The organism is Paenibacillus sp. P2(2022) (genome assembly GCF_029522175.1).
Taxonomy (GTDB): domain Bacteria; phylum Bacillota; class Bacilli; order Paenibacillales; family Paenibacillaceae; genus Paenibacillus; species Paenibacillus polymyxa.
Map to the genome: position 1 here is coordinate 46,733 of NZ_JAKWFI010000017.1, position 13,783 is coordinate 60,515.

Annotated in this window: 13 protein-coding genes, 1 rRNA gene and 1 other RNA gene; all 15 read left to right on the forward strand. The window is 45.7% G+C overall.

The annotated features are described in order from the left end of the window. Positions 1-214: 214 nt before the first annotated feature. Positions 215-766, forward strand: coding sequence for a DNA-directed RNA polymerase subunit delta (rpoE, locus tag MMB75_RS25275; protein WP_013368770.1), 552 nt, complete (start codon positions 215-217; stop codon positions 764-766). A 401-nt stretch (positions 767-1,167) separates the two neighbouring features. Beyond that, positions 1,168-2,769 (forward strand): CTP synthase, encoded by a 1,602-nt coding sequence (locus tag MMB75_RS25280; RefSeq protein WP_016818572.1) that lies wholly within the window; start codon positions 1,168-1,170, stop codon positions 2,767-2,769. 213 nt (positions 2,770-2,982) lie between these two features. Continuing rightward, positions 2,983-3,351: a response regulator gene (locus tag MMB75_RS25285; RefSeq protein ID WP_014599366.1), complete on the forward strand. Its 369-nt coding sequence runs from the start codon at positions 2,983-2,985 to the stop codon at positions 3,349-3,351. Between the two features lie 248 nt (positions 3,352-3,599). Next, positions 3,600-4,454: a class II fructose-1,6-bisphosphate aldolase gene (gene fba / locus MMB75_RS25290; protein WP_016818574.1), complete on the forward strand. Its 855-nt coding sequence runs from the start codon at positions 3,600-3,602 to the stop codon at positions 4,452-4,454. Positions 4,455-4,679: 225 nt separating this feature from the next. After that, complete coding sequence (locus MMB75_RS25295) at positions 4,680-5,933, forward strand: UDP-N-acetylglucosamine 1-carboxyvinyltransferase (RefSeq protein WP_016818575.1); 1,254 nt, start codon at positions 4,680-4,682, stop codon at positions 5,931-5,933. Positions 5,934-6,197: 264 nt separating this feature from the next. Then, positions 6,198-7,535: a transcription termination factor Rho gene (gene rho, locus MMB75_RS25300; RefSeq protein ID WP_019685779.1), complete on the forward strand. Its 1,338-nt coding sequence runs from the start codon at positions 6,198-6,200 to the stop codon at positions 7,533-7,535. Positions 7,536-7,629: 94 nt separating this feature from the next. Next, the gene (locus tag MMB75_RS25305) at positions 7,630-8,901 is read left to right on the forward strand and encodes a radical SAM family protein (RefSeq protein ID WP_019685780.1); all 1,272 of its coding nucleotides are present in this window, start codon (positions 7,630-7,632) and stop codon (positions 8,899-8,901) included. 152 nt (positions 8,902-9,053) lie between these two features. Next, complete coding sequence (rpmE, locus tag MMB75_RS25310; RefSeq protein ID WP_016818578.1) at positions 9,054-9,251, forward strand: 50S ribosomal protein L31; 198 nt, start codon at positions 9,054-9,056, stop codon at positions 9,249-9,251. 111 nt (positions 9,252-9,362) lie between these two features. Continuing rightward, an RNA gene (ffs, locus tag MMB75_RS25315) (signal recognition particle sRNA large type) lies at positions 9,363-9,629 on the forward strand. 156 nt (positions 9,630-9,785) lie between these two features. After that, on the forward strand, positions 9,786-11,534 hold the full coding sequence (gene dnaX / locus MMB75_RS25320; RefSeq protein WP_025363686.1) for a DNA polymerase III subunit gamma/tau: 1,749 nt from the start codon (positions 9,786-9,788) through the stop codon (positions 11,532-11,534). A gap of 40 nt (positions 11,535-11,574) precedes the next feature. After that, positions 11,575-11,886, forward strand: a complete 312-nt coding sequence (locus MMB75_RS25325) for a YbaB/EbfC family nucleoid-associated protein (RefSeq protein WP_013368784.1) — start codon at positions 11,575-11,577, stop codon at positions 11,884-11,886. 26 nt (positions 11,887-11,912) lie between these two features. Next, positions 11,913-12,512, forward strand: coding sequence for a recombination mediator RecR (gene recR, locus MMB75_RS25330; RefSeq protein WP_016818580.1), 600 nt, complete (start codon positions 11,913-11,915; stop codon positions 12,510-12,512). Between the two features lie 212 nt (positions 12,513-12,724). Then, positions 12,725-13,036, forward strand: a complete 312-nt coding sequence (locus tag MMB75_RS25335; protein WP_016818581.1) for a DUF2508 family protein — start codon at positions 12,725-12,727, stop codon at positions 13,034-13,036. Beyond that, positions 13,033-13,308 carry a pro-sigmaK processing inhibitor BofA family protein gene (locus MMB75_RS25340; RefSeq protein ID WP_025363687.1) on the forward strand — a complete coding sequence of 92 codons (276 nt, stop codon included), beginning with the start codon at positions 13,033-13,035 and terminating at the stop codon, positions 13,306-13,308. Before MMB75_RS25335 ends, MMB75_RS25340 begins: the two co-directional genes overlap by 4 nt. A gap of 416 nt (positions 13,309-13,724) precedes the next feature. Next, positions 13,725-13,783 (forward strand): 16S ribosomal RNA (locus MMB75_RS25345); the annotation flags it as partial.

The window sequence follows — 13,783 nt, forward strand, 5'->3', positions numbered from 1 at the left end:
TACAGTCGGAGGCGGGGGGAACCCCGTCTTTTTACGTGTGCCGTCTTGTGCAGAGGGATATTCTTGGAAATTATGACGATACCCATGTTTAACTTGCAATTTGCTTCCAAATAGGTTTTACTTAGTTTTGATAATGGATATGTTAGTATTGCATGTATCGTGTATGCTCTGAAACATGTTCTTGTGAATTACGTGTGAGAGGAAGTGTCCCTAGGTGAGTACACCACTCAACTTGAAGATTGACCCGGAGAAAGTCCACGAGACTCCAATGGTGGATTTGGCATTTATGGTATTGAAAGCAGCCAATACTCCATATTATTACCGTGACCTGATGAATGAAGTCGCCAAATTGCGCGGCTTGTCCGACGAAGAAATTAATGACGTTATTGCTCAGCTATATACTGAAATCAACATTGACGGGCGTTTTGCCTGTGTCGGTACGAATCTGTGGGGCTTGAAACGTTGGTATCCGGTAGATAAATCCGAAGATGCCCTGACAGGCGCCAAGCGTCCTCGTATCATTAACGATGAAGACGATGACGACGAAGATGACTATCATGAGGAAGAAGAAACATACAACTCCGATGACGACTTCGATGCAGATAGCGAAGACGAGGATGGCGAAGACGAGCTGTTCGACGGAGAAGATGACGATGATAGTGACGATGACGTAGTTATTGACGATGAAGACCTCAGTGATGAGGAAGATACAGATGATGAAAATGACGATGAGTCGATCGAAGACGACGACGATTCACTTCGTTAGGAACAGGTTGCAAGGGGAGATACGCTCTCCCCTTTTTCATGACCGTTTTCTTGAAACCCCTGCTGATTTATAGCTTTCAGATAGATTTATTCCAATCAGGTTCAAAGGACAAATTAACACAGATAACTTCCTTGACAGCGGATTGGACACGGGGTAAACTATTGCTTGGGCTTATGATTGATTCACTTATATGTTTGCTTTTTGTATAAAAGTGCCCCGTACTACGGGAGTGCTTTTTTGTTTTTTATAGGGGTGTTTCCACTCATGAAAGAGGGCTAAGGGCGGCGGATTGGAAAATATAACCGCTGCCTTCTTCATGGATGATAATCCGTGCAAACGGGTTACGATAACATCATAATGTCGCCTGAATTTTTGCATCTTATCTAGGAGGGTTTTGAACAGTGACGAAGTATATTTTTGTGACAGGCGGGGTTGTGTCTTCCTTGGGCAAAGGGATTACGGCAGCTTCACTGGGGAGGCTTTTGAAGAACAGGGGACTGAAGGTAACGATTCAAAAATTTGATCCTTACCTGAATGTCGATCCAGGTACCATGAGCCCTTACCAGCACGGTGAAGTGTTTGTAACGGATGATGGTGCGGAAACGGATCTCGACTTGGGACACTATGAGCGCTTTATTGATATTAATCTGTCCAAGAACAGCAATGTCACAACAGGCAAGGTATATTCCAGCGTGATCAGCAAAGAGCGTCGCGGAGAATATTTGGGCGGTACCGTACAGGTTATCCCTCATATTACGAACGAAATCAAGGAGCGCGTGTACCGTGCAGGCCGTGAAGCGGGTTCGGATGTCATTATTACGGAAATCGGCGGTACTGTAGGCGATATTGAAAGCTTGCCATTTTTGGAAGCCATTCGTCAGCTTAAAAGTGAAGTTGGGCGCGAAAATGTGATGTACATTCACGTAACGCTCATTCCTTATATTAAAGCTGCTGGTGAGGTTAAAACCAAACCAACTCAGCACAGTGTGAAAGAACTGCGCAGCATCGGCATTCAACCGAATGTCATTGTTTGCCGTACAGAGCATGAATTGTCCTCCGATATGAAGGCTAAAATTGCATTGTTCTGCGATATTGATGCGAATGCAGTGGTAGAATGCCGCGATGCTTCGACTCTCTACGAGGTTCCGTTGAACCTACGTGAAGAAGGTTTGGACGAAATCGTAGTTAACCACCTGAAGCTGACAACACCTGCACCGGATATGACCGAATGGGAAGGGTTAGTTGATCGAATCAGCAAGTTGGACAAAACGGTTGAAATTGCTATTGTTGGTAAATATGTTGCGCTACATGATGCATACTTAAGTGTTGTTGAGTCACTTTCTCACGCTGGATTTGATGCAAATGCGGACGTAAAAATCCGCTGGGTGAACGCTGAAGAAGTAACGGACGAGAACGTAGCTGACATGCTGGGCGGCATTGGCGGTATTCTCGTACCAGGTGGCTTCGGCGATCGCGGAATTGAAGGCAAAATCAGCACCATTCGTTATGCACGGGAGCAAAAAATTCCGTTCTTCGGTATTTGCCTGGGTATGCAGGTATCTGTTATTGAGGTTGCTCGTTCCCTGGCTGGTCTCGAAGGAGCCAACAGCTCGGAAATTAACCCGGCTACCGATTATCCTGTCATTGACTTGCTTCCTGACCAAAAAGACATCGAAGATTTGGGCGGTACCATGCGTCTTGGCCTGTATCCATGTAAACTGGTGGAAGGTTCCCTGGCAGAGGCTTGCTACAACGACGAGCTGGTGTACGAGAGACATCGTCATCGGTACGAATTCAATAACGAATATCGTGAAGTTATTGAAAAAGCAGGTCTTCGTATTTCTGGTACTTCACCGGATGGACGTTTGGTGGAAATTGTCGAGCTTCCTGAGCATCCATGGTTCCTGGCGGTACAATTCCATCCAGAATTTACTTCCCGTCCGAATCGTCCACAGCCTTTGTTCCGTGAATTTGTAAAAGCGGCATTGCAGCTTCAAGGTTAATGCTACAGCTTGAAAGACCTCCTTTGGGAGGTCTTTTTTTATCCCATGCTTCCTGATTATGAAAGAATATTCCACAATTATGTATAAGAGCAGGATTTTCTTTTTGCAGGAGCGAATATAGTTTTAGGTATGGGACGGATATTGTACGTCATCGGACGCTGTTATGGCAATAGCTGCATGATCCTCGTTTTAAGATCTTAGGAGGTTAAAACATTGGAAAAGAAAAAAGTATTAATCGTCGATGACCAGAATGGAATACGGATTTTACTGATGGAAGTGTTCGGAAGTGAGGGTTATGAGACCTTTCAGGCAGCGAACGGGAAAATTGCTCTTGAGATTGTTGAGAAGGAACCACCTGATCTGGTTCTGCTCGATATGAAAATTCCAGGTATGGACGGACTTGAAATTCTGAAGCACCTAAAAAGCATGAATCCCGACATCAAGGTTATTATGATGACAGCGTATGGAGAACTGGACATGATTAAAGAGGCGACGGAGCTAGGTGCACTTATGCATTTTACCAAGCCCTTTGATATTGATGAAATGCGGATCGCCGTGAACAAACAACTCAGAGGTGACTAGGGAAGTCATTTTGGTTGAGAACTCTGTTAACAAAACAGGGTTTTTTGTTTGTGATTATGGGAAATACTGAAAGTAAATCCTCTCCTTATACAATTCTATGGAAAAACGGCGTCCTGAGCGTGATTTTTGTATGTGTTGATATGCAAAAGCTTGTTTAGTATTTAACATGGGTTGTGGTATAATAAGCCCGTATGTGATGTCGGCTAAAAATATAGACAAACCCAAACACCTTTAGGAGGACTGTAACCATGCCATTGGTATCTATGAAAGACATGTTGAACAAAGCACTCGAAGGAAAATATGCAGTAGGTCAATTCAATATTAATAACCTGGAGTGGACTCAAGCTATCTTGGGCGCTGCTGAAGAAGAAAAATCCCCAGTAATCTTGGGTGTTTCTGAAGGCGCAGCACGTCACATGGGCGGATTCTACACTGTTGTTAAAATGGTAGAAGGTCTTATTCATGACATGAAAATTACGGTTCCAGTTGCAATTCACTTGGACCACGGTTCTAGCTTTGACAAATGTAAAGAAGCAATCGACGCTGGTTTCACATCTGTTATGATTGACGATTCCCACAGCCCAATCGAGAAAAATATCGAAACAACGAAGAAAGTTGTTGAATATGCACATTCCAAAGGCGTTTCCGTTGAAGCTGAAGTTGGAATGGTTGGCGGTCAAGAAGATGATGTTGTAGGTGACGTAATGTACGCTAAGCTGGACGATTGTGTACGTATCGTTAAAGAAACAGGCATCGATACACTGGCTCCTGCACTGGGTTCTGTTCATGGACCATACAAAGGTGAACCAAACCTGGGCTTTAAAGAAATGGAAGAAATTCGCGATGCTGTGAAAATGCCACTCGTTCTTCATGGCGGAACAGGTATCCCTACACATGACATCCAAAAATCCATTTCCCTGGGTACTTCCAAAATCAACGTAAACACTGAAAACCAAATCGCATTTGCGAAAGTGGTTCGTGAAGTGCTTGCTGCAAAACCAGATGCTTACGATCCACGTACATTCATCCAACCAGGTCGTGAAGCAATCAAACAAACAGTTATCGGTAAAATCCGTGAGTTCGGTTCCAACAACAAAGCGTAATAAGTTCCAACTAGTCATGCCTCTGCATAGACTGGATGCATTTCTTCGTTGTAGCTGTAATTATGCTGCACAAAATATTTAAATCTGTACAGTTGAATAGTGTGGTATGGAAAGCACACCGCTTAGCCGGTGTCTTTCCATTTTAACCACTTAAAAAGTTGAAAGTTTATGGTTTCAGTTCATTGTTTGACCGACTGCAAAACACGTAGGGGGACCCTCAAGCTTATGGAAAAATTGATGATCACCGGTGGACGGCCGCTTCAGGGTACAGTTTCCATCAGCGGTGCCAAAAACAGTGCCATCGCCTTGATTCCCGCAGCCATTCTGGCAGAGTCGGAAGTCATTTTGGATAATTTGCCGCTGCTCAGTGATGTGGCGGTGTATTCCGAAATATTGGAGGAGCTTGGCGCAAAGGTTACCTGGGAAGGTAGCCAGATGAAGATAGACCCTTCCTCCATTAAATCCATTCCCATGCCGAATGGACCTGTTAAGAAATTACGAGCCTCTTATTATATGATGGGGGCCATGCTTGGCAGATTCAAGGAAGCGATCATCGGTTTGCCAGGAGGATGTAATTTTGAACCCCGGCCCATTGATCAGCATATCAAAGGTTTTGAAGCGCTGGGTGCCACGGTTACGAACGAGCACGGCGCTATTCATTTGCACGCCAAAGAACTGCGCGGCACCAAGATTTATTTGGATGTCAGCAGCGTAGGAGCAACCATTAATATTATGCTGGCGGCCGCACGTGCCAAAGGCGCCACAACTATCGAAAATGCGGCTAAAGAGCCTGAGATTATAGATGTAGCAACTCTGTTAAACTCCATGGGGGCGATTATTAAAGGCGCTGGTACGGAGACAATTCGTATTGAAGGTGTGTCGGAGCTGCATGGTTGCCGTCATTCCATCATACCTGACCGTATACAAGCAGGCACTTATATGATTGCTGCTGCGGCAACCCGTGGAAATGTATTGATTGACAATGTAATCCCCAAACATATGGAGGCTCTCACTGCCAAAATGCAGGAAATGGGCATCGGCATCGAGGAATATGATGAAAGTATTCGCGTACTGGGTGCACCTTCCTATGGGCATGTCGACGTTAAAGCCTTGGTATACCCCGGCTTCCCCACAGATTTACAATCTCCCATGACCAGCTTGCTAACCCAAGCTCAGGGTGTTAGTGTGTTGAGCGATTTTGTGTACAGCAATCGTTTTAAGCACGTCCCTGAACTGGTGCGAATGGGGGCTAAAATTCGCGTAGAGGGTCGGTCTGCCATTATTGAAGGTGGTCAACTGAATGCGGCTAAAGTGAAGGCTGCAGATCTGCGCGCCGGAGCGGCCCTTGTCATTGCTGGACTTACAGTAAGCGAAGGGGTAACCGAGGTGGCAGGTGTCGAGTATATTGACCGTGGTTATGATCATCTCGTTTCGAACCTGCGTCTTTTAGGCGCAGATGTGTGGCGGCAGACTGAGTAATTAAACCATGTACTTTGTTTGAATTGAATTTACTGTAACCAAAGCGGAATAACGGGTAACGCCTATGCAGCCGCTGCTTGGTATAAGATTTGGTTCATACCTAACAATCTTTTATCAAAAAACCGGAATAATTCGGTATAATCCTGGCAGCTGGCTGCATAACTTTATTTGTTTTGGTTAAAATTATGTTGATGGTGTTTATGATATCATTGTCTATCATTTAATTGTATGAATGGACTTAATAATTGAATAGGTGGTTATTATATGGATCTGCAAATTTCCGATCTGGAAGAAATGAAGCTGACCGACCTGTACAAGCTGGCCAAGCAATACCAGATCCCGTACTACGGAACGCTCAAGAAGAAAGAATTAATTTTCGCCATCCTGCGCGCACAAGCTGAGAAGAGTGGATTAATGTTTATGCAGGGTGTTCTGGAAATACTTCCTGAAGGTTACGGCTTTCTGAGGCCGATCAACTATCTCCCGAGTACCGAAGATATTTACATCTCTGCTTCACAAATCCGCAAGTTTGACCTGAGAACGGGCGATCTCGTTTCCGGTAAATGCCGAACGCCGAAAGAAAATGAACGGTATTTTGGATTGCTTCAAGTTAACGCCGTCAATGGAAGAAGTCCTGAGCAAGCTGCTGAGCGGCTACATTTTCCTGCACTGACTCCACTGTATCCGCAAACCAAATTAGTCCTTGAAACTTCCCCCAACCATTTGTCTACGAGAATTATGGATGTACTGGCCCCTGTCGGACTTGGACAGCGCGGACTTATTGTGGCACCTCCCAAAGCTGGGAAGACGCTTCTCCTCAAAGAAATTGCCAATAGCATTTCTACCAACAATCCCGAGATTGAGCTATTTGTCTTGTTGATTGATGAACGCCCTGAAGAAGTGACTGACATGCAGCGTTCTGTCAAAGGTGAAGTTGTGGCCTCTACATTTGATGAACTTCCTGAAAATCACATCAAAGTGGCAGAACTGGTGTTGGAGCGTGCACTGCGTCTCGTAGAACATAAAAAGGATGTTGTCATCCTGTTGGATAGCATTACACGGTTGGCTCGTGCGTACAATCTCGTCATCCCTCCTTCTGGTCGTACTTTGAGTGGGGGTATTGATCCGGCAGCATTTCACCGTCCAAAACGCTTTTTTGGCGCAGCTCGGAATGTGGAGGAAGGCGGTAGCTTGACGATTCTTGCCACAGCGCTGATTGATACAGGATCTCGTATGGACGATATTATTTACGAAGAGTTCAAAGGCACAGGCAACATGGAGCTGCATTTGGACCGCAAACTGGCAGAACGTCGTATCTTTCCTGCGATTGATATTCGTCGTTCCGGTACACGTCGTGAGGAAGTGCTGTTGAACAAGGAAGAATTAGATACGATCTGGGCTATTCGTAAAAATATGACGGAAAGCCATGACTTTGTGGAAGGCTTCCTCAAAAAACTGCGTAACAGCAAAACTAACGCTGAGTTTTTAGCCTCGTTTGATTTGACAGCACCTTCTTCCAGCGGCTCGCAAGGTAGCTCTGGTGGCCAACAACGAAGAACTACGCGTTCTACCACAGCGTCGGTTCCCGCCACAACCAATTAAACCCAACCCATGTATTTTATCTGTTCCGTAAGTAGACAGCCATTACTATTTATTTGGTTAATGGCGCGTTTAATGGAACGAAAGGAGCTCCATAATGTATTTGGTGTATGCCGACGAAAAAGGCAATGTATATGATCATGCTTCTTTGTATGGGCTTGCCCGTAGTGCAGACATGATTGTTGAAATCATGGAGGATGAGCTTATTCCGTTGCCGGAAGGAGCCACACTGGTAAGCCTGCCCAGCACCCGCCCGGTCGGTATGAACCCTGAAACAGGGGAAATGGTCTCTCTTCCGGGAAATATGCAGGCAGTAGGGGCTTTGTTACCGCAAGGCTTTACACGCCTGTGTCTGCCGGGATATGTGAAGACGGATAAGGAGTATAAACTCCCCTTGTTCGGTTATTCAGCCGTTGTCTGGAAAGATGGGGCGTTTTATGTAACAGCAGAGCAGAGTGACAGTCCTTCCAAATGGAATCCCGAAAACTGTGACCGCAATCAAGTTAAATTGGGAGTTCAGCGGATGACAGAGCAGTATCCCGAAAATAGGCTGTACCAGCATTTGTCTAACTGTGCGCTGGGGTACGAATGCCTTACTTCCTCGAATACGTTCCTGAATCGCTGGGAGGGGGGAGTTCCGGTATCTTATTCTTGTAATGCGGGCTGCTTTGGTTGTATATCTGAACAGCCGGATGACAGTGGTTTTGTATCTCCTCAGACAAGAATGAACTTCCGTCCCCGCGTGGAAGAGATTGTAGAAGTTATGTTGGAACATTTGAAGACACCTGAGTCTATCATCAGTTTTGGGCAAGGTTGTGAAGGTGAGCCCTCCACTCAAGCCAAACTGATTATTGATGCGATCAAAGAAGTACGTTCCGTTACAGATATGGGATATATTAATATCAACACCAATGCGGGATTGAATGATCATATCCGGGGAATTGTGGATGCGGGTCTTGATCTCATGCGAGTAAGCACAATTAGTGCATTGGACGACCATTACAATGCGTATTACAAGCCGCGCGGATACACGCTGGCTAATGTGGAAAAGTCACTCCGTTATGCGTCCGATCAGGGAGTGTATACGTCCATCAACTATTTGATTTTCCCGGGTGTAACAGACCGGGAGGAAGAAATTGAGGCAATGATTGAATTTGCCAAACGCACTAAGCTCAAGCTGATTCAAATGCGTAATCTGAATATTGATCCTGAAAGCTATCTGGAGTTGATTCCACCGGCTCAAGGGGAGATACTTGGTATGAAGCAAATGCTTGAGATTTATCGTGAGGAACTGCCGGATGTGGTTATCGGTTCTTACACTCATGTGCCGCCGCAAGGGCTAGCACGTCCCAAATTTGCCAGAACCTAAACGGTCGGGAGTTATTTGAAACACACTGATCTTACACTGTTTTGTGTGCTAAAAAGATGTTGAAACACTTATATTCAAGTGCTATAATTTGAACATGTGTTCATACAACTCTGGGCTGATAGGACGTTCAGGGCGGAAAGAGGTGAAAGTTAATGCAACAGGCTATTCAACCGAAGTATAACGTAACTAATGTTACTTGCGCTTGCGGGAATACGTTTGAAACTGGTTCTGTAAAAGAATCTCTGCGTGTGGAGATTTGCTCCGCTTGCCATCCGTTCTTCACAGGTAAGCAGAAGTTTATTGATGCTGGTGGACGTGTGGATCGTTTCAAAAAGAAATACGGTATGTAATAAGTTGCCGCAAGAGATAAAGTTATTAGAGCCTTCTGCAATTGCAGGAGGCTCTTTTTGTCGTTATTTGCTATTTGCATTTTGTGCAACCATGAGATATACTTATTTTCACCGTGCTAGATGGGGAGGTAGCGGTGCCCTGTAACTCGCAATCCGCTATAGCGAGGTTGAATTCCTGTTAGAGGTGTTGTTGATGTGAGGCTGGTCCCTGCGCACAATGTTGACGGTTGGGTCCTCCGCAATGAGTACTTGTGAACCTGGTCAGGTCCGGAAGGAAGCAGCCATAAGCAAGTCCACTCTTGTGCCGGAGGGTTGCCTAGCCCGAGTTGTTGCTCAGGGTTGCCGCTCGGATCACAACGATCAATAACAGGTGCACGGTATATACTTAGGGATTGAAACATCTTGGCGATTATGCGAAGGTGTTTTTTTGTGCTTATAATTTGAAATGTGTCTGGTTTAGATTCGGACGGGAGTATAGTATAATGAAGTGACCATAAATGGTCATGAAAGTGAATGGGAAAGAGGGAACGCGCATTGGAACATATAGCGTTGTACCGTGCTTGGCGGCCGCAGGCTTTCAAGGACATGGTAGGACAACAGCATATTATCCAGACATTGCAGAATGCCATCCGCGAAAATCGCACGTCCCATGCCTACCTGTTCAGTGGTCCGCGAGGAACGGGTAAGACCAGTGCGGCCAAAATTTTGGCCAAGGCAATCAACTGTGAGCATGGACCTGCGCCGGAACCTTGCAACGAATGCGAAGCCTGTAAACGGATCACGGCCGGAGCGGTCATGGATGTGCAGGAGATTGACGCAGCCTCTAACCGGGGTGTTGAAGAGATTCGTGATTTGCGCGATAAAGTCAAATATGCGCCCACAGAAGTGCGGCACAAGGTTTATATCATTGATGAAGTGCACATGCTGACGACGGAAGCGTTCAATGCGCTGCTCAAGACGCTGGAAGAGCCGCCGCCACACGTAATGTTTATATTGGCTACGACAGAGCCGCATCGGATTCCCGCGACAATTATATCACGTTGCCAGCGTTTTGACTTTCGGCGAGTATCGCTGGAAGAGCAGACAGAGCGGCTTGACCTGATATGCCAACAGGAGAACATCCAGGCTGATTTGGATGCACTGCAGTATATTGCACGTCTTTCAGATGGCGGGATGCGAGATGCGGTTAGCGTTTTGGATCAGATATCCTCGTTTACTGATGGCCGGGTTACGTATCAGCAGGTGCTGGATATGACGGGCGGGATCGCATCCGAGCAATTCGGTAAATTGGCCTTGGCATTACTGAAAGAAGATGTGGGCACAGTGCTCCAATTGATCGAGAACTTTATGCAGGAAGGTAAAAGTGCGGATAAGTGTATGGAGAATCTTCTGTACTATTTCCGAGATCTGCTAATGATCAAGATGGTGCCGCAGGCGACCAAAATGACAGAGCGAGTGCTGAATCCGGAGCAGTTTAAGGAAGTGGCAGATGCTTTTACCAAGGAGCAGCTCTTTGCAATGATCGACACCCTTAATCGTTATCAAGGTGAGATGAAATATGCCGTTCAGCCCCAAACTTTATTTGAGGTAGCTCTATTGAAGTTATGCAGCATTCCGGGGGAAGCGGGAATTGCTGCACAGCCGACTGTACAGCGCTCTGGTGCTGCTGGTCAGGAAGAAGTGGCCATGTTAAAGCGCCAGCTTGCTGAGCTGGAAAAGAAGCTGGAACGTGCAATGCAAGGTGGCTTGGCCGCTGGAGCGGGTCAGGAGGCATCTTCAGGCGGTCGTCAGGCTTCTGGTGGTCGTGCCCCTGCTCCACGTCTTTCAGCGCCAGCTAAACTTCCTTCTCAGTTGGATCGCTATATCGCTGAGAAGTCAAGCGAAGCGTTCGCAGCGGTGGGGCGCAAGTGGAGCCAGATTTTGCAAGGGGTAAAAGAGGCGAAAGTTACGGTTCATGCTTGGTTTATGGATGGTGAGCCGGTTTCTGTGTTAGAGGACAGTGTGCTGGTCGCGTTTAAAAACAACATTCATCGTGAAACTACCGAAAAGCCTGCCAATAAGCAGGTCATCGAGAAGGTTTTGCATGAGCAGTTGGGTCATCCTTATCGTTTGGTAACGATGATGCAAAAGGATTGGAATGCTGCGATTGAAGGAGTTTCTGACCAGCCTGCCGAAGAATTGCAACTGGAGCCGGAGCATGATGCGCCGGGAAAGTCCAAGGAGCCCTGGATTGATGAAGCGATTCAGCTGTTCGGGGAAGACCTGGTAGTCATTAAAGAATAATGAAATGTAGATGTATACTTCATTAAAGGAGATGATTGAAATGAACAATATGAACCAAATGATGAAGCAAGTGAAAAAGATGCAGGAACAAATGCTGAAAGCCCAAGAGGAGCTTGGTGGGAAAGTAATCGAAGGTTCTTCTGGTGGCGGTGTGGTAACTGTAGAGGTAAGTGGACATAAAAAAGTGTTGTCCATCACAATCAAACCGGAAGCTGTAGATCCTGATGATGTAGAAATGCTGCAAGACCTCGTACTCACTGCAGTCAATGATGCTTTGTCCAAAGCGGATGAACTGGCTAATGATGATATGGGTAAATTTACAGGTGGTATGAAAATTCCGGGCTTGTTCTAGTCTACTCATAAAGGAGAAACACGCTATTGCATTATCCCGAGCCGATTGCAAAGCTGATTGATGCTTTTACGCGCCTGCCGGGAGTAGGCCCAAAAACAGCTGCCCGGTTGGCTTTTCACGTACTGAAAATGAAGGAAGATGATGTGATTGATTTCGCCAAAGCGCTGGTCAATGTAAAACGAAATCTTCACTTTTGTTCAGTCTGCGGCAATATTACGGACACGGACCCTTGTCGGATCTGTCAGGATAAGACGAGGGATGCTTCCGTCATTTGTGTTGTTCAGGATGCCAAGGATTTGGTGGCTATGGAGCGTACCAAGGAGTTTGATGGTTTGTACCATGTGCTTCACGGGGCAATCTCTCCGATGGAGGGGATTGGTCCTGAGGATATCAAACTCAAGGAGTTGCTGACCAGGCTCAGTGATGAACGCGTCAAGGAGTTGATTCTGGCTACGAATCCGAACATTGAAGGAGAGGCCACGGCTATGTACATTTCACGGCTAGTGCGTCCTTTTGAAATCAAGGTTACTCGTATTGCTCACGGTTTGCCTGTGGGCGGGGATTTGGAGTATGCTGACGAGGTCACCCTGTCCAAAGCACTAGAAGGCCGCAGAGAGCTCAATTAGTAGGTGTAGTTATACGTTATAAGTTCTGAGTCTGAAATGTCCTTGGGACATCCTTGACTTGCTTAGGGAGCCGTTACGGCTCCTTTTTTATTTGCATGAATAGATGGCTTTATAGTCGTTTCTGGTTCTAAGTTTGTCCTTTGTTCAATAAGTATGAATAAGGTGGTCTTGCAGACTGTACACATAATTCAGCTTGTGAGGAGGATGAATGAATGTGGGAACGGATGAAGCAAAATTTCCGTCGTCAGGAGAATGGGAAGACAGAAGCGGAGTATCGCCAGGAATTGTTTGCTCAGATTCGAGCTTCGCATGCGGAATGGTTAAGAGCACATCGTTTATTTCATGAAGCTACGGGTAAGGATGAAATCGACTACGCCATTTTTGTTCTGGAAGCTGCGGAGCGTAAATATCAAATACATTTAAAAAGCGCAAAGCAGCAAGGGCTACATCGTTTTCACCTGCCAGCAGATGAACCGGGGTATGCCAATGATGCTGACCGGGTTCACAAACGGAGAGCGGAATGAGAGGGGTAGTCTGGCTTGTCTTGATTGCCTGTGCCGGATTACTGATGTACCTAATCCTCAAAAAACGTCTGAGGATCGGTTGGTTTGTAGTATTCGGAGCGCATATGGCTCTGGCAGCTATTGCACTGTATGTTATCAATTATTCAGGGTGGATTACACAGGTGTACATTCCGATTAACCCAGTGACGATGGGAGCAGTAACGATATTAGGCTTGCCAGGAATTGCGCTTTTACTGGGATTGAAAATAATATTGTTCGGACAGGCTGTCTGAAAAACATTATTGTAGCAGCTGTTAGGGAAGGGGAGTGTGCAAAAAAAGATGGGGTTTGGTTAGTCTAATGCGGTATTGTTTTATTTTATAAATTATAGTTGACGACGAATTCTGAAATGTGATACATTAATTCTCGGCCTTTAAAGCCCGGGAATTTTTTGTGTGAGCAATGCTTAAATGAAATTGAAAAATAATTTTAAAAAAGTGTTGACTTAAATCCCGACCGTATGTTATATTAATTAAGTCGCCGCTGAGATGCGGTGATGAAGCAAAGTAAGATATTATGAACGTTTGATCTTTGAAAACTGAACAACGAGTGAGTATGGATTTTGTTTACAAAATTCAAAAGAGATATTTTATCTCGTCAGTTTCAAAATGAGCTAATCGCTCTTTCTATAACCAACTTCGGTTGGTCTTTAATGGAGAGTTTGATCCTGGCTCAGGACGAACGCTGGCGGCGTGCCTAATACATGCA

What these genes read in the sequence shown, in the direction of transcription:
- fba (WP_016818574.1), top strand. Translation starts at nt 3,600, where the DNA reads ATGCCATTGGTATCTATGAAAGACATGTTGAACAAAGCACTCGAAGGA.
- MMB75_RS25295 (WP_016818575.1), top strand. Translation starts at nt 4,680, where the DNA reads ATGGAAAAATTGATGATCACCGGTGGACGGCCGCTTCAGGGTACAGTT.
- rho (WP_019685779.1), top strand. Translation starts at nt 6,198, where the DNA reads ATGGATCTGCAAATTTCCGATCTGGAAGAAATGAAGCTGACCGACCTG.
- MMB75_RS25305 (WP_019685780.1), top strand. Translation starts at nt 7,630, where the DNA reads ATGTATTTGGTGTATGCCGACGAAAAAGGCAATGTATATGATCATGCT.
- rpmE (WP_016818578.1), top strand. Translation starts at nt 9,054, where the DNA reads ATGCAACAGGCTATTCAACCGAAGTATAACGTAACTAATGTTACTTGC.
- MMB75_RS25325 (WP_013368784.1), top strand. Translation starts at nt 11,575, where the DNA reads ATGAACAATATGAACCAAATGATGAAGCAAGTGAAAAAGATGCAGGAA.
- MMB75_RS25335 (WP_016818581.1), top strand. Translation starts at nt 12,725, where the DNA reads ATGTGGGAACGGATGAAGCAAAATTTCCGTCGTCAGGAGAATGGGAAG.
- MMB75_RS25340 (WP_025363687.1), top strand. Translation starts at nt 13,033, where the DNA reads ATGAGAGGGGTAGTCTGGCTTGTCTTGATTGCCTGTGCCGGATTACTG.